14 protein-coding genes and 1 other RNA gene are annotated in these 20300 nt (G+C 32.5%); 11 read left to right on the top strand and 4 right to left on the bottom strand.

Annotation, left to right across the window (positions count from 1 at the left end; genetic code table 11):
• Positions 1-47: 47 nt before the first annotated feature.
• The gene (locus tag CDOM16190_RS06385) at positions 48-2174 is read left to right on the top strand and encodes a dynamin family protein (protein WP_170019383.1); all 2127 of its coding nucleotides are present in this window, start codon (positions 48-50) and stop codon (positions 2172-2174) included.
• Positions 2167-4011, top strand: coding sequence for a dynamin family protein (locus CDOM16190_RS06390; protein WP_170019384.1), 1845 nt, complete (start codon positions 2167-2169; stop codon positions 4009-4011). The genes CDOM16190_RS06385 and CDOM16190_RS06390 overlap by 8 nt, the downstream gene beginning before the upstream one ends.
• Position 4012: 1 nt before the next feature.
• Here the strand turns inward: CDOM16190_RS06390 and CDOM16190_RS06395 are convergent, their stop codons facing one another.
• Genes CDOM16190_RS06395 through panB form a run of 4 tightly spaced genes read right to left on the bottom strand, consistent with a single transcriptional unit; the run spans position 4013 to position 7736 of the window.
• Positions 4013-5059: an AI-2E family transporter gene (locus CDOM16190_RS06395; protein ID WP_170019385.1), complete on the bottom strand. Its 1047-nt coding sequence runs from the start codon at positions 5057-5059 to the stop codon at positions 4013-4015.
• Entirely contained in the window at positions 5049-6065 is a 1017-nt protein-coding gene (gene ruvB, locus CDOM16190_RS06400) for a Holliday junction branch migration DNA helicase RuvB (protein WP_170019386.1), read from the bottom strand. The genes CDOM16190_RS06395 and ruvB overlap by 11 nt, the downstream gene beginning before the upstream one ends.
• A 7-nt stretch (positions 6066-6072) precedes the next feature.
• Positions 6073-6912, bottom strand: coding sequence for a tetratricopeptide repeat protein (locus CDOM16190_RS06405; protein ID WP_170019387.1), 840 nt, complete (start codon positions 6910-6912; stop codon positions 6073-6075).
• An 8-nt stretch (positions 6913-6920) separates the two neighbouring features.
• Positions 6921-7736 carry a 3-methyl-2-oxobutanoate hydroxymethyltransferase gene (gene panB, locus CDOM16190_RS06410; protein WP_169973098.1) on the bottom strand — a complete coding sequence of 272 codons (816 nt, stop codon included), beginning with the start codon at positions 7734-7736 and terminating at the stop codon, positions 6921-6923.
• A gap of 84 nt (positions 7737-7820) precedes the next feature.
• Between panB and CDOM16190_RS06415 the strand changes: the two genes are divergently transcribed.
• The 9 genes from CDOM16190_RS06415 to CDOM16190_RS06455 all read left to right on the top strand — a co-directional run bounded on the left by CDOM16190_RS06415 (position 7821) and on the right by CDOM16190_RS06455 (position 20288).
• Complete coding sequence (locus CDOM16190_RS06415; RefSeq protein WP_170019388.1) at positions 7821-8228, top strand: phosphorelay protein; 408 nt, start codon at positions 7821-7823, stop codon at positions 8226-8228.
• Between the two features lie 39 nt (positions 8229-8267).
• Positions 8268-8628: a transfer-messenger RNA gene (gene ssrA / locus CDOM16190_RS06420) on the top strand.
• A 213-nt stretch (positions 8629-8841) separates the two neighbouring features.
• Entirely contained in the window at positions 8842-9384 is a 543-nt protein-coding gene (locus CDOM16190_RS06425; protein ID WP_170019389.1) for an Arm DNA-binding domain-containing protein, read from the top strand.
• A gap of 364 nt (positions 9385-9748) precedes the next feature.
• Positions 9749-9949, top strand: a complete 201-nt coding sequence (locus tag CDOM16190_RS06430) for a hypothetical protein (protein WP_170019390.1) — start codon at positions 9749-9751, stop codon at positions 9947-9949.
• Positions 9936-10586 carry a hypothetical protein gene (locus tag CDOM16190_RS06435; RefSeq protein ID WP_170019391.1) on the top strand — a complete coding sequence of 217 codons (651 nt, stop codon included), beginning with the start codon at positions 9936-9938 and terminating at the stop codon, positions 10584-10586. Before CDOM16190_RS06430 ends, CDOM16190_RS06435 begins: the two co-directional genes overlap by 14 nt.
• Positions 10587-11032: 446 nt before the next feature.
• Positions 11033-11896 (top strand): hypothetical protein, encoded by an 864-nt coding sequence (locus tag CDOM16190_RS06440; protein WP_170019392.1) that lies wholly within the window; start codon positions 11033-11035, stop codon positions 11894-11896.
• A 3-nt stretch (positions 11897-11899) separates the two neighbouring features.
• Positions 11900-14566, top strand: coding sequence for an acetate and sugar kinases/Hsc70/actin family protein (locus tag CDOM16190_RS06445; protein ID WP_249934126.1), 2667 nt, complete (start codon positions 11900-11902; stop codon positions 14564-14566).
• Complete coding sequence (locus CDOM16190_RS10720) at positions 14563-17355, top strand: acetate and sugar kinases/Hsc70/actin family protein (protein WP_249934127.1); 2793 nt, start codon at positions 14563-14565, stop codon at positions 17353-17355. The genes CDOM16190_RS06445 and CDOM16190_RS10720 overlap by 4 nt, the downstream gene beginning before the upstream one ends.
• The gene (locus CDOM16190_RS06455) at positions 17355-20288 is read left to right on the top strand and encodes an ATP-binding protein (RefSeq protein ID WP_170019393.1); all 2934 of its coding nucleotides are present in this window, start codon (positions 17355-17357) and stop codon (positions 20286-20288) included. Before CDOM16190_RS10720 ends, CDOM16190_RS06455 begins: the two co-directional genes overlap by 1 nt.
• Positions 20289-20300 lie beyond the last annotated feature (12 nt).

The raw sequence follows: 20300 nt of genomic DNA on the forward strand, positions 1-20300 counted from the left end.
AAATATACTAAAATCTTATATTGATAATCTTTGTTAAAGAGCTATGTATGGATAAATTTTTAAGTGAAATTTGGGGTAGTGATAAGTTGTTTTTGGATATGAAAAAACTTCTTATCGGCGATGAGAGATTACTAGCCGTTTTGATGGCTACTAATCAGAAAAATTATGATAGATTTATTGCCATTTACGACTTTAGGGATATTTTACATACATTAAATTTGAAAGCTAACATATACAGCGTCCAAAGCGCTCAAGTTGGGATAATAAATGCTCTTTTAAACTCAAAAATTTCAAAAAATAGACTATTAGATACCCTTAAAAGACTTCAAAATGAAGCTATTATAACTGCTTTAGAGCTAGAAAATTTAGAAAATTTTATAAATTCCATATCTGCTGACTCTGGTACTGAAAACCAAAACAAAAATAATGAACAAAAAGATTTTTTTCATACTAAGATGGACAATTTAGATTTTATTTACGAGAAACTTTTATCTCTTTGCAATGGAAGATATTATGAAGATAGATTAAAAAAAGCAAAACAAAAAAATAGCGAACTTGTATTTAATGTAGTTGTAACCGGAGTTGTAAACGCAGGAAAATCCACTCTATTAAACGCTATTTTGGGAACTAAAGTTTTAGGTACTTCAAATGTGCCGGAAACTGTAAATTTAACTATTCTAAAGCATTCTGATAACTCTTTTGCGAGAGTAAAATTTTGGAATGAAAGTGAGTTAAGAGAGCTTGATTTAGACATAAATGATGGTATAAAGCGTTTTGTAGGCAAAGAGATTGAAATAAAACCCGAGGAATTAAAAGGCTATACTACCGCTCAAAATGAAATTTCAAAGGCTGTTAAAATTGTAGAGCTATATGAAAATTTAGAGCTCTTAAGAGATGGCATATGTATAGTTGACACTCCAGGCATAGATGATGCCGTGTTTTTGCGTGAAGAGATTGCCCGAAGATATATGAACGAGTGTGACTTGATGGTGCATTTAATGAATGTAAGCCAAAGCGCCACGCAAAAAGATGTAGAGTTTTTGATAAATTCGCTTAAAAGCTCTAATATAGTTAGGCTTGTAGTAGTTCTTACACATGCTGATTTGTTGCAGGTTCAGGATTTGAGCGAAGTGATAAACTACACTAAAAAAAGTCTAGAAAAAGAGCTTAAAACAAACGGGCTTGATAAAATTTCAAGCGAGATTAATTTCTTTACAATTAGTGCCAAGAAGTTTTTTGAAGGTGATGAAGATAGCGGAGTGGATAGCTTTAAAGAGTATCTTTATGAGATATTTTTTGGACAGCATAGCGAGAAATCAAGGCTTGTATTGGAAGCATACAAAAAAGAGCTTATCTCTGTTGCAAGCGAGTTTTTAGAAGAGACTAAAGAGAGCTTACTTCATTTAACCGGTTCAAATTTGGAGCTAAGTCAAAATTTAAAAAATCTAAAAGAGAGAAAAGACGCCCTTGCCGAAGAGTTTAAGGCTATAGAAGATATGGTGATTATTGAATTTGAGAAGATTGATATAAATAGTCTTGATGCTGATTTTTTAATGAGCTTAAGATTAGTTGGCACAACTCTTAAAGATAGGATTTTAAATGAAGTTGATTTTGCTAAAAGGCGTAAAGAAAATATAGATGAAGATAGAATAAAATACATCATTCAAACATCTCTAAACGACGGTCTTTTGGCTACAGCCAGGATAAAACGAAATGAAATTTTAAGACGCATAAAATCTTGCGCCACAAATATTAGTTTAAAATTTGCAGATTTTAAGATTGATGTAGACGAAAAAGTGTTTAATATTGGAGATTATCTAAGCGCACAAGGTATTAGTTTTGGATATATGGACGTAGCGCAAAAAATTTGTAAATTTTTAAATTCAAAAGAGTTGGAAAATAGCATAAATACAAGTTTGGAAGAGTTTTTAAAAGATGAAAAGATTGCCAATTTTGTATTTAATTTAATTAAGTTTGAAAAAGATGAGTTTGAAAAGAAGCTTAACGCAAAAATACGGCACAGACGCATAGTGTTTGAAGGGGATGAAAATAGGCTTGCAAAAGAGAGTGAAATTTTAAGCAAAACAGGCGGCGAAATAGCTGAAAATTTAATTCATTTTGAAAAATTAAGAGATGGTTTGAGCTCTATTTTAGAGGAGTTAAAAGATGCTTGAAAAATTTATATCCTCTTACAAGATGACATATTTTAAAATTTTCGGAGATGATTTTTACGGGCGATTTAAAGCTTATGAAAATGCACTTTTAGAGCCTAAATTTCACCCTAGTAGCGAATTAAAAGATGAGCTTAGAAAGCTTGATCTGTTTTTAAGCGAGCCTGTTCAGATCGCTATTATAGGGCAGTTTTCAAGTGGCAAATCAACTTTTTTAAATGCTCTTTTGGGATTTGATATTTTGCCTACAGGAGTTACACCGGTGACTGCGAGGCTCACGCGCATAAAATATGGCGAAAATTTGTCTTTAAGAGTGGATTATAAAAATGGCAAAGAGCTTAGCCTAAATGTGAATGAAATAGCTAAATTCGTCGATCAGCGCGTTTATGGCGATGAAGTGAAGGAGCTTTGCATATATGCGCCAAATCCTATTTTAAAACTTGTAAATTTTATCGATACTCCCGGACTTAATTCGCTATCAAGCTCGGATACTAATATAACTAAAGAGGTTTTGGATTCCGTTTCAAGCGTTATTTGGCTAAGTCTTATAGAAAATGCCGCTCGTGCAAGTGAATTAAATGATCTTAAAGAGTTCTTGCAAAATACTGGTAAAACAGCAGTTTGTATATTAAATCAAAAGGATAAACTAAGCGATATTGAGCTTGAAAATGTATTATCGCATGCGAAAATAACATTTGATGGAATTTTTGAAGAGATTATTGCTATCTCTGCTAAGCAGGCTAATTTGGCTAGAAAAAATCAAGATGAAAATTTAATGCTTGTTTCAAATTTCAAAAGTGTTTTGGATGCTATAGATAGATACTTTATTAGTGAAAAAATAAAAGAGAAATTTGTATTAAAAAAATGCGAGAGTATGTTGGCTCAAAGTATAAATCAGCATGAGTATTTTTGTGAAATTTACGAAAAAGCTAAAGAGATTGTAACTAAATTTGATTTTGAACTTGATGCAAATTTAGAGCGAATTAAAAATAAATTTAAACCAAAAATCGAGACGGCTTTTAATGAAATAAAGGAAATTTCAAAGTTTATTAGTGATGAAATTTTAAGTAGTTTAAAGCCTAAAAAAAAGTATAAATTTATATCCAAAAAGTCGCTTTTAAAGAGTGATATTTACGAAAGGCAAGAGTATGAAATGATGAGCTTTGATAGCGATGAGATTTTTTCAAAGCTTATTTATAATGATGTAAAGCTTAGTAAATTTTTTAGAATTTATAGGCGAAATTTATCTATACTTGAGGATGAGCTTAAGGCTGAGATCGATGAAATTTATAAAAATTTAGAGCGTGAATTTCTGATTTATAAATCCGAGTTTGAAAATATAATTAAAGAGATTTCTATACACTCTGATACTGAGTTTGCTACGATTAGAACTTATGCAGGGCAAATTTATAGATTGATATTAAGAGATTTTGAAACGGTTAAGTTTAATAAGCTTCAAAAGCTCTCTTTGTTTTTTGAAAAGCTAAATTTAAAAGTAGTTGCAAACTATGAAAATGCTATAAAAATTGCTGTGCATTTTATAAAAGATAAGATCGAAAACTCCGCCATTGCTTACGAAAAAGATCCGCTGCATTTTGCGCTATTTATCCCAACTAGTGCTGAGACTTTTGATAGGGTTTTGATATCTCTTAATTTATATGAATTTGAAAATGAGATGCTATCAAATAGCTCATTTTTGAACAAAATTATAAATGAGCTTAGAATGGAATTTGGCGATATAAAAGAGGCTAAAATAGAGCAGCTAAATAGCCTCTCAAATAGACATAAAGCCCTAAAGAGCGAGCTTGAAAATCTTAGTTTATCTTTTGATTGTGACTAATTTAGACAAAGGATCTCTCTTTAAGTAAGACATAAAGCTTAATTGTGGAGAGAAAGAATGTCACAATCGCTGGGCCAAGTATTATGCCCCAAAAACCAAATGTTGTGATGCCTGCTATCATCGCGAAAAATATAAGAAGCTCGTTGATTTTAGTTGGAATCTCAACTAGTCTATCATTTATAAATTTAATTATTAATGGTTTTAAAAAAGTATCTGCCACTATTGATATCATAATTATAGTATAAAGCGCTATTGTTATCGCTCCCATCGTATTTCCGTTGGCAAATTCATATAGGCTGATAGGCCCCCATGCAAGTAGCCCGCCGACTACTGGAATTAAAGATGAAAAACCAAATACAATGCCTGTTAAAAAGCCGTTGTATCCAAATATCATCGTTATAATGGCAAATAAAAATCCTTGCAAGATCATATTGGCTATTATCGAAAAGAACACGACGCTCATTACATTTGCTACTTCGCTAAGTATGAATTGAGTATCCTCCTTTTGCATAGGAAGAGCCTCTTTTAGATAACTTACAAGATCGTTTCCGTAAACGAAAGAGAAAAATACAAAAACTACGATTATGACCATATCGGTTAAGAATTTAGCGCTTAATTTACCAATGTTTGCTAAATTTGAAATAATGTTAGCTGAGATCGCCTTTATGTCTATATTTGCAATCAGCTCTTTAAATTTAGGTTCTAAAAAATCTATGCTTGCCGGAAGTGCGAAATCATAGTTTTTGATGTAATCAATAGTATTTGTAACGTTATTCATATTAAATCCAGCTGCTTGTCTTGTAAGCTCTATCACGGCGTAGATAAAAGGAGCGATGAACAGCAAAAACAAAACTGCCGTAGTAAGTGCTGCTGATAGTGTTTTGTTGTTTTTGGTAAGTTCTAAAAATTTAACGTTTATATTGGATGTCGCGACCGCTAGTAGGGCGGCTATAAAAATATTTAGCAAAAATGGCTTAAATAAATAAATAACCAAAGAGATTGCGAAAAATACGAAAATTCCGAAGAAAATTCTACTGTTATTGACCATCAAAAAGTCCTTTTTGCTCTTTAAAATTTAGTTTAAAAGTATCAAAGCATTTTGCGCTTGCTATTCTACCTTTTGCGGTTCTTTCAATAAAGCCGTTTGCAAGTAAATAAGGTTCTATAACATCTTCTATCGTGCCCTCATCCTCACTAAGTGCAGCTGCCATAGTGTTTAATCCTAGTGGTCTTCTTTTGGCTTCAAGTAAAATTTTAAGATATTTTATGTCCATCTCATCAAAGCCGATTTCATTTACTCCAAGTGCGTCAAGCGCCTCTTTGGCACGTTTTTGAGAGATGATGAGCTCATCGTTTACTTCGGCAAAGTCGCGAATTCGTTTTAGCAGTCTAAGCGCGATTCTAGGAGTTGCTCTGGCGCGTCTTGCGATCTCAAGTGCGGCTAGCTTTTCGCACTCCTTGCCAAGCTTGACGGATGCTATTTGAACGATTTTGGCTAGCTCTTCGTGGCTGTAAAACTGAAGTCTAAAGTCCATTCCGAAGCGATCTCTAAGCGGAGCCGAGATCATGCCGGCTCTTGTCGTAGCTCCTATTAGAGTAAATTTAGGCAGGTCAATTTTAATGGTTTGCGCGGCAGGTCCCGAGCCTATGATGATATCTAGCCTAAAATCCTCCATTGCAGGGTAAAGCACCTCTTCGATGGCCGAGCTAAGGCGGTGAATCTCATCTATGAAAAGCACATCTCCTTCTTGCAAATTCGTAAGCACTGCAGCTAGATCGCCACTCTTTTCTATCATAGGAGCAGCCGTCATTTTGATGCTCACTCCCATCTCGTTTGCGATTATATGAGCCAGGGTTGTCTTACCAAGTCCTGGAGGTCCGTAAAAAAGCACATGGTCAAGGCACTCTGCGCGTTTCTTCGCAGCCTTTATAAATACATCTAAATTTTGCTTAATCTTTTCTTGCCCGATATAGTCTTCAAATTTGCTCGGCCTTAAAGAGGTTTCAAATTCGCTTTCAAAGCTTACTTTTTCTATCTCGACTATTCTATCCATGATCGTCTTAAAATTTCTCCAAAAGCTTTGCTAATATCTCGCATCTTTCTTTATCACCCATTTTGCAAGATGCCGCTATAGACTCATACTCCTCGTATTTTTTTTCGTCTATTTTTCCATTTTCAAATTTGATTCCGAGTGCATTGCATCCATTTTCGTTGCCCATATGGCAAGCTGTTGCGTATGAATCGTAGGCATTATAGACGTTTTTATCTGTTCCGTAGCCATTTTCATACATTATGCCTAGAGCATTACATCCAAGAGCATTTTTCATATAGCATGAGCGATCAAAAAATTTAAAGGCGTTTTTATAATTTTTTTCGGTAGATACTCCTTCGTATATCATAGATGCTATATTAAAGCATGCAGTTCCATTGTATAGTTCGCAAGCTTTATAATAAAGATCAAATGCTTTGCGGTGATCTTTTTCAGTACCCTCACCATTGTAATACATAACGCCCAAATTTGTGCAGGCATTATCCTCTTTTAGCTCGCAAGCCTTTGAGTAAAGTTCAAAAACTCTTTTTGTATTTTTGTTTACAATCTCGCCTTTTTTATATATAAGGGCTAGATCAAAGCATCCTGTCCCATTTTTTAGCTCACAAGCTTTGTTAAAAAACTCGTATGCCATTTTTTTATCTTGCTCGATGCCAAGCCCTTTATAATACATATCTCCCAAAACAGCACATCCGTATCCATCGCCTTTATCGCAAATTTTTGTCACTATTTCCTTGACTTTTTTGTAATCTTTTTTTTCAAATGCATCTCTAGCCTGCGATATTTCACTCTGTATAGCAAAAATTTGACTTGTAAAAATTAAAAATAATATTAAAATTTTAAATTTCATTATCTATCCTAAATTTTATATTTGTATTCTTCACTTGGAAATGCTCTATTTTTTACTTCTTCCGCGTATCTTTGCACCGCTTCACGAACTAAATTTGAGCCATCGATATAACGTTTTGCAAATTTTGGTTTAAACTCTTCAAAGAATCCTAGCATATCTGACCAGACTAAAATTTGCCCGTCCACCTTAACTCCTGAACCTATGCCTATAACCGGTATTTTAACACTCTTAGCCACTTTTTCTGCTACGCTTTCTATTACTCCTTCAATAACTATAGAAAATGCGCCAGCCTCTTCTATAGCTATTGCCTCTTCAATAAGCCTATTTTCATCATCTTGTGCGCGACCTTTTACTTTGTATCCACCCTCTAATCTTACCTGTTGGGGCATAAGCCCTATATGGCCCATCACACTTATTCCCTCCTCGCAAAGCCTTTTTATGATTTTTGTTACTCTTAGTCCACCCTCTAGCTTAATAGCCTCGGCATTGGTTTGTTTAAAAAATTTCGAAGCATTTTTAATTGCTGTTTTTTCATTTATGTAGCTTGCAAAAGGCATGTCTGCGACTTTAAAAGCGTGTTTTGAGCCAGCACAAACGGCTTTTGTATGATACAGCATAATCTCCATTGAGGAGCTTAATGTATCTTTTTTGCCATTGAAGCTCAAGTTAAGACTATCTCCTATTAAAATAATATCAACGTAATCATCAAAAAGCCTAGCAAAAAGTGCATCATAAGCTGTAATCGCAACTATGGGAACTATAGGTTGGATTAGTTTTTTGTTTTTGATGTCGGTTATTGTAATTTTTTTTTCTTTTAAAAGCATTTCTATATCACTTTTTATTTAGTTAAATTTTCTAATTTTATCAAAAAAATGCTACAATCACTCTGAATATTTAAGGATATAAAAATGGGGATATTGAAAAATCTTGAAATTGACTACTCTTATGATATTGTTGAAGAATTTTTAACGCACTATTCTATGATGTGTGAGCTTATGGAACCTCTCATAATTGATCTTGCTAGGGAGGATAGATACAAGAGTAGTATAGAGGAGTTATTTAGAATTTTTCACAATATTAAATCGGCTACATCATTTATGAAGATTGATCCTATATTAAAACTTACTACTCTTAGTGAAGAAATTTGCTCTGAAGCAAGGGATCTAAGAGGGCCTGCAAATGATGAATTTGTGGATTGGCTATTAGTGGTAAGTGATCAATTTGGCAAATATCGTGAAGATATAGAGGTTGATGCTGAATTTTTTAGTGTTTTAAATCCTATGATTGTGAAAATTCCTTCAAGACTCGATATTTGACAAAAAGATTAAAATAAACTACAATACGTAACTTTTTATGGGAGCGACTTGGCTTCGACAGGAGCAGAGCACACATGGTGGCACGTCGCTTTGAGCAAAGCGTAAAAAGCTCAAATTAAAATTAAACGCAAATAACGTTAAATTCGCTCCTGCTTACGCTAAAGCTGCGTAAGTTCAGTTGAGCCTTGCTTGTTTTTGATACTATCTAAAAAATATAGCGAGTAACCATAGATAGAGTAGGCTTGTGGTATGACGAACTATAAGCTGAAATTTTGTCTTAGTCTAGCTTTTGGTTTTGGAAAGTGAGCTTTGCTAGATGAAATTTTCACTTTTGCTAAGCGTGTAGAGGCTGTGGGCGGTTTGTTTTTGGACAGGGGTTCGATCCCCCTCGCTTCCACCATTTAAACTTTCTTTAAGTTTCAATCCCTTCCTTTTAATTCTGTTAAATGCCTTACTTAAGGGCTTTACAGCATTTTTGATTTCCAATTAGTTGCTTTGATTACCCTTTGTGCTATAATTGTTTCTGATTAATTCAGGGACTAATTAAGGGACTTTTTTTAATTCTGGGACTTTTGTAAAAAACATAAGAAAACATGGAAACGAAAGGAATTAAATGGCAAACATCTCTAAGGCAAACCTTCAAGATAAAGATATTAGAAAACTGCAACCTCCAAAATCTAAAAAGAAAATAGCTGTAGGAAATCCCAAAGAGTTATATTTATGGCTTAATCCAAGTGGTAAGAAAGCATTCTTTATAAGAACAAAAGATGATAAGTCGCTTACAATAGGTGAGTTTAGAGAAGGCAATAGTGTAAGCGAAGCAAGGATGGATGCAGTAAAACTACTAAAAGAGCTTGAAAGCGGTAAGGATATAGATACCATTAAAGGCAAGAATGATAAGTATAAATTTAAAAGTCTATTTAATATATACATAGAGCAAAAACAGAAAAACGGTGCCGCAATACCGCAAAGCGATAAGATAAAAATTAGCGTAAGTGATGATTTTAAACTATTACTGAGTAGCACAAAGAAAAAACCAAAATATCAAGCCCTTAACGGATGGAAAGAAATAGAGATAGATCCTTGCAATCTAGAAAGTACCCTAAAGTCATATTCGGCTATATCGACGGCTGTATTTCAGGCAGGAGAGAAGTAATGAAAATATAGCAAAAGTTAACCCTCCTGCTAATTTATGATATAGATAATAGCGACAATACAAAGCCGCAGTTTACAATAAATGATGCGGTAAATACTCTAAATTCCAAAGGTATTCAAGGCTATATCTATCCTTCAGCTTCTCATCTTTTGGACAAAAAGACGCAGAAATTTAGACTTCTAATACCAGCACCCAATGCATTTAATTATTCAGAACATAAAGATACCGGATATAAGATATATATGGATAATGCAACAAAGTTTTAGGGCTAAAAGATAAAGTCGATGAAGTTTACAAAACGCCTTCTCAGCTTTACTATACACCCAAAAAAGATACTGAGCTAATTATAGTGCCGGGTCAAGTTTTGGATAACAGTCAAATAATAAAACAATCCGAATGCGACATAGAGCCAGCAAAAGAGAAAGAGATTATTGAGAAAAAAGGATATAAAGGAATTTTAAAAGAGTATCGATATGCAAAAGCCATAATTCTAAAGTACGAACCCAAAGACAATGAAAAATATCTAACTAGGGTTAGCTTACAGGGACTGTATGATAATGTATGATCTTATGGGCTACTTTGATCAAACCACAAAACTAATCAAAGAGGGCAGCAACACTATACTTCATAATAAGCAAGGAAGACATCTGTATTTTAAACAAGAAAACACTGCATATCTTTTTAAGAAAAATAAGCATTATACGCCTTATATATATCTAAACGATAGATTTGATGAAGCCAAGCAAGCTATAGACAAAGGGCTATATTCAGATGAAATTATTGAAAAACTAGCTCTAAAGCCTAATGAGCTAGAAAGTTTTAACCCTAGAAATATTAACGAGATATCTAAATTTTTCTCAAGAGTTATTATAAGTGGCAAAAAACTATGGGATAAAGTAACAAAAATAAACTACGCAGGGATAGCTGCAAATATAACAAGATATTTAAAAGATTGGGATGATAAAGAGGGTATTGAGAATATTAAGCAGCACTATTCTATTGACAAGTTCATAAAAAATAGCAATACATTACAAATCGGATATTTAAATAATGTATCTATAAAAGAGCTAAGGGAGAATGGACTTATGGAGTGGGAGATGTGTGTGGAACAAAATCAAAGGGTTGAATTTCCAAAGATTGCAAATTTTACTAATGTAGAGCAGATTAAAAGTACGCATGACATAGTAGGAGTTGAAATGTAGAGTATATTTAAGTAGGTTATGTAAGCTTTTTATAAAACAAATTAATACTTCTAAAGAAAATATGATATTTAAAAGCAACAACTATCATATAAATATAACATACAAATATCTATAGCCAAGTTAAAGTATTTTAAGGTTTGCAAGCATAATTAGAAATTTACGATGACTTAACTAAAAATGACACAACCTGTCTAAAATCTATATTAAAATACTTGTAGGTCGATTAGCGATTTTGTAAATAGTGGCTAATTATAATTTTCTACTGAGATTTTAATGAGTTTTATTATTTTTATTGCCAATGCAGGCTTTTTATAAGAATAATATTAAGTTTTGATACTTTTGCTCATAAAGCATAGTAAATTTTAATATTTTTAAAGTCATATATATTTTAAAAAAGATACAATCATTTAATAAAAAATTAATTACAATGCAACAAGGAGCTTTTAATGAATGATAAAGAATTTAAAGAAAAACTAATAAATTTGCTGGAGGATAAAGAAGTGAGAGAGAAAATAGAGAGTAATTTTATAGAAAGAATTAAACATTTGCTTAAAAAGATTTTTGGTATTGCAGATGAAAATTTTGATGAAAACACACTTTTAAAAAAGTTGAAAGATATTGAGGATAAGAAAGAAAAGCTATCAGCAGAAAATTTGAGACTTTCAGAGCAGGAGAGAGAATATAAGAGTCAGCTAGATAAAGTTAGGGATCAAAATTCTGACTTAAAATCAAAATTGGATCAAAATATAAAGAAAAACGATAAGCTTGAAATTGACTTGCAAGAAAGCAACAAAGAAAAAGAAATTCTTAAAAACAAACTAGAACAAAGCAATACTAAAAATAAAAATTTAGAGGAAAAATCACGCGAAAGCCAGAAAGAACTTGATAAATTTAAGAGCGACTTTAGTGCTTATGATAAATTTTTAAGTTTATCGGAACAAAAGAGAGAAAAACTAAAAAATATTTTAAGAGGCGATAGTCTAGCTACTTTTATAGCCGTGGGGGTTCAACCAAAAAATATAGAAAATCTATGGGATTATCTTAGTAGCATCTTAAGAGAAGGGCAAGATGACGAAACAAATAAACTTATAGAGATTTTTTACTCTCTTTTTGAGTATTATAAAGAAGCAAGCGGTAGAATTTATGAGCTTGACAGCGTAGAAGTAGGAGATGAATTTGATGCCACAAAGTATATGAGGCATAATTCAAGTATAGATCATAGCGGTAAAATCACAAGTATTATTTTGCGCGGAATAGTAAATATCAACACAAAAGATACTAAAAGACAATCAATAGTAAAGTTAGGATAAAAAATGAGTTTAGATACAAAACAAATTCATCAAATTAAAATTTCAAAAGATAAGTTGGAAAGTGATATAAATAGTAGTTGGAAAGAATTTCTAAAAAACTATAATTCTAATTTTAAAAATTCAAATAATATTTTTACTAAGCATATTTTTAATTTGTATCAAAAATTTAAAAATATAAAAAGATTTGTTGTTGCAACTGATGTTGTATATGATGCGATAGAAAATAGATTTTGTTTTGATTTTCACAGTGAAAGTTCTGATAGTAAAAACTCTAATAGCAAAATATCTCACACCTTTGCAGAATTAGGTTTATATATATATGCCGCAGGAACTACTAATAGTGCAATCAATATTTTAGAAAATAAAAATGATTTAACACCTAATCCTAAGAATAAAATTTTTTTTAATGTAGTGAACGAGCATTTTAGTGTTGATGAAACCAAATTAGTATCCAAAAAGGATACCAAACATCCAAGCAAAGGAATATATGTAGCAATCAAAGATGAGTCATATAAAGTTTTTGCTAGTTTTTTTGAATTAAATTTAAATATAGATGACTTTAAAGACAGTGCTGAATACAAGATGTTGAAAAGTTTTAAATTTGAAAATAAAAAATTTGTATTATCCAAAAACCCAGAATTGTATTATGATAGCCGATATTTAAGGCAATTTTTATATGAGGATAAAGTAAGGGCAGATATAAAAGAGTATGATGAAAAGATACTAACCGACATAAACCGTGGACTTTGGGGGCTTTGGGATATTGATGATGAGAGCGATAAAAATACGCTTTTTATAAAATTAAAGAATCCTTTGATAGCAAGAAATCCTGAAAGTAGTATCAAAAATGGTATCGTAGGTATCGATTTTGGAACCAAAAGCACAGTAGTAGTGTATCAAGGCGAGAGCGCTAAAATACATCCTATGCGAGTTGGTATAGGTGACTTGGGTAAAAAAGTAGAAAAATTACACTATGAAAATCCGACTATAATCAATTTTAACGATTTGAGTCAATTTATCAAGGATTATAGGTCTAAAGAGGGCAAGCCTCCTACAAAATGGAGTGATGTTAATATCTCTCATACAGCTTATAGCTCGCTTTTGGCAAGTGCGTCAAGCGAATACAACTCTTATTTATCCGATCTTAAACAGTGGGCAGGAAAACGCAATAAACAAATAAAAATTTTTGATAAAAAAGGCGTGCAGTTTGAAATCCCAAATAGCGTAAATATAAAAGAAAATGATATAAATCCTATCGAGATTTACGCATACTATTTAGGGCTTTATATAAATAATCAACACAACGGAATTTTTCTAAATTACTCCTTGTCTTTTCCGGTTACTTATGAGCTTGATGTAAGAGAGATGATTTTGTCAAGTTTTAAAAAAGGTATTATAAAGTCTTTGCCAAATTCGCTTCAACGAGCCGAAATTTTAGATAGGCTAAATGTTAGAGCCGGTGCTAGTGAGCCGGCAGCTTATGCTATTATGGCCTTAGAAGAGTATGGATTTGATCCTGTTAATGATGAGAGAGTTTATTACGGTGTATTTGATTTTGGAGGAGGAACGACAGATTTTGACTTTGGTATTTATAAAGAGGCTGATGCTAATACTAGATACGACTATATTTTAGAACACTTTGGAGCCGGCGGAGATAGGTATTTGGGAGGAGAAAATTTACTGGAACTTGCAAGTTTTGAGGTTTTTAAGAAAAACATAAATTTAATGCTTGAAAATAAAATTCCATTTACTTTATACCAAGAGGCACAAAAATTTCCTGGAAGCGAAATTTTGATTAGCGATTCACAAGAGGCAAGAATAAATACAAAAACTTTAATGGAAAAACTAAGACCACTTTGGGAGGCAAAAGATAATGAATTTGCAGAGGATGGAGCCATATCTTTAAATTTATTTAGTTCTAACGGGGAAGATATACCGGGAATTTCTCTATCAATAGATAAAAAAGAGATTTTACAACTCATCAAAGATAGAATCAAAAAAGGAGTTGATAATTTCTTTGAGGAATTTAGGCTTGCTACGGCTAAGAATTTAGACCCTCAAGACAGCAGACAAATAAATGAATTTCATATATTTTTGGCAGGAAATTCAAGTAAATCGGCATTTGTAGATGAGCTATTTAAAGAAAGAATAAAACAAGAAACAGAAGCCATGATGGAAAAAAACTTTAAATTTGAACTCAAACTATATCGACCTATAGGCGAAAATAGCAATGACCTAGAAAAGCCAAACGGCAAAACTGGAGTTGCTTTTGGACTTATACGCTCGCGAAAGGGAGGAAATATTCATGTAATTGATAGAAATATAAGTCAGGATATTAATTTTAAATATTACATAGGCAGAATGAAGAAAAGAAAATTTTTAACAGTTATAGATAGAAAGCAAAATTACGGAGAGTGGATTAAATTTATAGATGCGTGCGAGAGTGAATTTGAGGTTTATTATACTACCCAAGGAGCTGTTAGCACAAATAATGTTAGTATCGATGATAGCGGTATAAGTAAAAAGATATTAAACTCAGGCTTAGCCGATAAAGATAGTTTTATATATCTAAGATTAGCTAGCCCTAATGAGTTTGAATTTGTGGTATCGAATGATGATAGTATCAAAGATGAAATTTATAAAACAGAAATAACAAAGGTGGTTTTATGAGTGAGGTTACAAAGCAAATCAAAGGGCTAAAAGTCTCAAGAGAGATGCTGGAGGCTGATATTAATTTAAGTTGGCAAAAGTTTATAAATACTGACAATAAAGAATCTTCTAATAATTTAAATTATATGTTTCTGAAAAATATAGAGAATTTGTATAATAAATTTAATGAACTTGTAAGTGCCAATAGTCTTATCAGTATAGGAAATAGATCGTTTTTTATGCCTGAAGATAATATTTTTATTTTTATACATAAAACAGAGGGCGAAGAGTATGAAGAAATTTACAAAGCGGTTAGAGATTATATAGGTGATGAGTATTCTGATATAAAATTTGAATACGAAGTTTTAGAAAAATGCGTCAAGGCTATATATGATAATTTGCCGGTTTTAAGAGATGATATTAAAGAATACACTAGTCTTGCTTCTGATATTAAACCAATAACTCTTGCTTTTGGTATTAAACAAACAACAAGAAAATTAATCATATGGAAACTTTACAGTAGTAAATATGGTTATTACAAAGAAGGCGGTTCATATGTAAAGAGTGAATGCATCGATTTTCCAGACTATTGGCGTTGTTGGGATATGGATATAATTCCTGCTGAAAAATTTTCTCCGAAAGATATTTTTAATCTCTGCCTTAAATCAAATTTAGAGATAAAAGAGCTAGCTAGCGAGCCTGATTATAAAATTTTGCAAGGGTTTAAATTCAAAGATAATAAATTTATCATATCCGATGAAACGAAGCTAGAAATCGGTAAAGACTATCTAAGTTATCTTTTAAATGAAGATAAAATAAGAGCCGATATAAAAGAGTATGATGAAAAGATGTTAAGCGATGTAAATAGAGGGCTTTGGGAGCTTTGGGAGATGGATCAAGATAGCGATAAAAATACGATTTTTATACCATTTGAAAGCTCTTTGACTGCTAGAAATCCTGAGAGTAGCATTAAAAATGGGGTTATAGGTATAGATTTTGGCACAAAAAGCACGGTTGTGGTATATCAAGAAGATACTGTAAAAATAAATCCAATGAGGATTGGTGTAGGAGATCTGGGCAAAAAAGTAGAAAAGAGCCATTTTGAAAATCCTACCATAATCAGCTTTGAAAATTTTGGTAATTTTATTAAGGATTACAGAGCCAAGCAAGGAAGACCATACACGAAATGGAGAGATGTAAATATATCTCACACGGCTGAAAATTCTCTAAAAAATGCCGCTTCTGGCGACTTTAACTCTTATTTAATGGAGCTAAAGCAGTGGGCAGGGGCAAAAAATAGAAAGCTTAAAATTTTTGATAAAAAGAGGGCTGAATTTGAAATAAAAGGAAGTTTGGAATTAGGCGATAATGATATAAATCCTATTGAAATTTACGCTTATTATTTGGGTCTTTATATAAATAATCAACATAACGGAATATTTTTAGACTATATACTATCTTTTCCTGTTACTTATGAAGTAAAGGTAAGGCAAATGATTTTATCTAGTTTTAAAAAAGGTATTATAAAGTCTTTACCTGATTCGCTTCAGAGAGCAGAAATTTTAGACAGGCTAAATGTTATAGAGGGTGCTAGCGAACCGGCGGCTTATGCCGTTATGGCTTTGGAAGAATATGGGTTCGATCCTGTTGGTGACGAGAGGGTTTATTACGGTGTATTTGATTTTGGCGGAGGAACAACCGATTTTGACTTTGGTGTTTATAAGGAGCTTGATACCGATAGATATGACTACTGCATAGAGCACTTTGGTGCAGGCGGTGATATGTATTTGGGAGGAGAGAATTTACTGGAGTTAATTAGCTTTGAAGTGTTTAAATCAAATAAAGATAAGCTGCTTGAAGCGAAAATACCTTTTATAAAGCCCGATGAATGTGAAAAATTTCCCGGAAGTGAGATACTGCTTCAAAATTCACAAGAAGCAAAGAGAAATACAAAAGAGCTAATGGAAAAATTGCGACCTCTCTGGGAAGGCATGGATGATGAAAGCTATGATAGCGGAGTTTTGTCAATAAATCTATTTAATTCAAGAGGAGAAAATATACCTGGCTTTGAGCTTAATATTGACAAAAATGAAATTTTATCAACGCTAGAAAACAGAATTAAGTTAGGTGTTGATAGTTTTTTTAACGAGTTAAGAAAAGCTATCGTAAATTATGAAGCAAATAGCAAAGAGATACTAAAAATAAATGAGTTTAATATATTTTTAGCAGGGAATTCTAGCAAGTCGGCATTTGTAACAAAACTTTTTAACGAAAGAATAGAGAAAGAGAAGCAAGATATGCTAGAAAAGGCTTCTATGATATGTGAATTTAAGCTTTTTAGACCTCTTGGAGAAAACAATGATGATATAGAGAGTCCAAACGGTAAAACCGGAGTAGCTTTTGGGCTTATTAGATCAAGAAAGGGAGGTAGGATTCAAGTAATTGATCGCAATGTAGACGATGTAGATATAAATTTCAAATACTATTTGGGAAGAATTAGGAAAAGATGCTTTCAAACAGTTATATATAGAAATCAAAAATATAATGAGTGGGTGAAATTTATAAATGCGGACGAGAGTAAATTTGAGATATTTTACACAACTTTAGCATCCGCAACCACAAACAAGATGAATATAGATGAAAATAGCGGATCTATAAAAAAACTAGCTCTTGAAACCGGATTTAAAGATGATGGATGTAATGTTTATATAAGATTAATTAGCCCTAGTGAATTTGAGTATGTGGTATCTGATGATGACGGTATAAAAAATGAAGTTTATAAAACAGAGATAAAAAAAGGAAGTATCTAATGCTACAAAAAGATAATTTGTATGTAAGTTTGGTAAAGGGTTATAGCGGTGTCGGCGAGCAAATTTTACCTTTGCAAGAAGCTGATTATTTAGATTTAAGAGGTATTAACTTTTATCATATCAAAGAGCTTACTTTTGAAGATGATAGTCCAAGAAGAGAGGCTTTTGAAAATGTTATTAGCACCATAGGCATACAAGGTATTATCTTTGTTTATCTTATAATCGGAGATAAAGATGGAGTTTCGTTTTATTCCGGTATTGCAAAAGATACAAGCTACGATGGAGAGCTTGAGCTTGATATAGACGATATCGCCGACAGAGTTTTAAAGCCTAGTATTGAAGGAAATTTTAGAGGAAGTAAGGTTTTTAAAGTAGAAAATAAAGACGAGCTTGTTTCAAAAGTCAGAAATATGAGTGTATTTGGCAAGGTAACCGGAGTGCCTAGCGTTCATAAGGATAAAGAAAATTTTCAAGGAATTGATAGGCTGATTGATATTATGAATGGTGATGAATTTGGTCTTATGATACTTTCAAAACCGATATCAAAAGATGAGATAAGTCAAATAGAAATGGATATTTTCAATTTGCATAATGTTCTATCTCCAATCGCAAAACAATCAATTCAGCACACAGAAGGCGAAACAGACACTAGAACATCATCTCATACTCAAGGAAGCTCTTTTACAGAAGGAAGCAGTTATTCAGAGGCAAAGGGTAGCTCAAAAGGTTCTAGTTCAGGATGGAGTAGCGGTGACGGTGAAGCATCGGAGTCAGGAAGCACAAACCAGAATAAAAGCAATACAACAACAACAGGTACTTCAAATAGTAAAACAACAAATCAGTCAGATACTAAAGGAGATTCACAATCTAAAAATTCGGGTAAAAATTTAAGTTTTGAAACTACAAATAAATTTGCTAGCGAGTGGCTAAAATATCTTGATGAAGTATTAATTAAAAGGCTAAATTACGGTAAAAACAGAGGACTTTTTAAATCATGCATATATCTAATGTCAAATGAAAACTCCGGAAACTTAACCAAACTTGGTCGTGCTATAAAATCTATTTTTTCGGGAGATGAAAACAATAAAGCTCCTCTTGATTTTAAGTTTTTAGATGAGAAAAGCAATGAGATAGAGGCGATTAAAAATTTTCAAATTCCAAAAGTTAAGACAAACTATCCTGCAAGAATCATCTCGTCTATGGATTTAAAAACTCAGTCTAATTGGCTTTCTACAAGCGAACTTAGTGTTATAGCTACTTTGCCTAAAAAAGAGGTTGTTGGACTGTCTTTAAGAGAAGAGGTTGAATTTGGTTTAAATTTTAAAGATATAAAAAACTCAAGTTATGAGAAATTTGAGCTTGGCAATATGATACAAAGCGGAAACGAGCTAGAGAATAAAAAAGTTTGTATTGATAAGGCTTGGCTAGATAAACATATTTTTATAGCCGGAGTTACGGGTAGTGGCAAAACTACAACTTGCCAAAGTATATTAAAATCTGCAAATTTACCATTTTTAGTTATAGAGCCTGCCAAGACAGAGTATAGAGCGATGCTTGAAGATAGCGAATTTAGCAAGAATTTGATTATTTTTACTCTAGGCAACAATAAAGTAGCTCCTTTTAAAATGAATCCGTTTGAGTTTTTTCCGCATGAGAGCATTTCTTCAAGAGTAGATATGATAAGGGCAAATATAGAGGCTTCTTTTGATATGGAGGCAGCCATTCCTCAAATCATAGAAACAGCCTTGTATGAATGCTATAAGGATTACGGATGGGATATTACAAGCAGCACAAATAGCAAATTTGAAAATCCGTTTGCCGATGGAGTTTTTGCTTTTCCGACTTTAAGTGATTTGTATGCAAAGACTAAAAGCGTTGTTGATAAACAAGGGTTTGACGAGAGATTAAAAAGAGATTATATAGGCTCAATAAATGCAAGACTTCAAGGACTCTTAGTCGGTGCAAAATCTTATACTCTAAATAATGAAAGAGGGATAAATTTTGTGGATCTTCTTGATAAGAATGTCGTTTTAGAGCTTGAGGACATTAAAAACGGCAATGAAAAATCGTTAATTATGGGCTTTATTTTGATTAATATAAATGAAGCCTTAAAAATTAAGCACAAAGAATACAAAGACAAAGGTAAGCAATTTAGGCATATTACTCTAATAGAAGAGGCACATAGGCTACTTAGTAAATTTACCCCCGGAGATAGTCCTAATAAAAAATTAGGAGTTCAAAGTTTTTCCGATATGCTTGCAGAAGTTAGAAAATACGGAGAGTCTTTGGTGATAGTTGATCAAATTCCAAATACGTTAACACCTGAAGTGTTAAAAAATACAAATACAAAGATAGTGCATAGAATTTTTGCACAAGACGATAAGGAGGCTATAGGAAATACTATGGCTTTGGAGGATGAGCAAAAAAATTTCTTATCTAATTTGGAAACAGGACGCGCTATTGTTTCAAATCCGGATTTTATAAGACCTATTCAGGTTCAAATAAAACCTCAAACAAACACTAGCGGAAGTGGCGTAGACGAAGAGATTATTATAAAAAGAGCAAGGGAGTTTTATAAAACTATATCCAAGAGCGGAGTTTTGCCGTCATTGGAGTTTGAAAACGATCTTGATGATAAAATGATTAAGGAGGCTTTGAAATATAATTTTTATGAATTTGAAATCAAATGGAGGGATGCTTTAAAAAAAGATCACATTAAGCTTATTGAATTAAGAAAATTTATAAAAGCTAATCATGTACCAAGTAATATGGAGTATCTGAGCCAATATATTATCAGGAAATTCTACAAAAACTCAGAATTTTCAAAAGAGGTAAGAGAGTGCGTTGATCTTATTTTAGATAAGGTCTATAATGGAGACGATGAAATGGTTGAATTTGAAAATAAACAACCTTTTTATATGTCAATTAATTAAATCTGAAAGGAT

The organism is Campylobacter sp. RM16190 (assembly GCF_012978835.1).
Classification (GTDB): Bacteria; Campylobacterota; Campylobacteria; order Campylobacterales; family Campylobacteraceae; genus Campylobacter_A.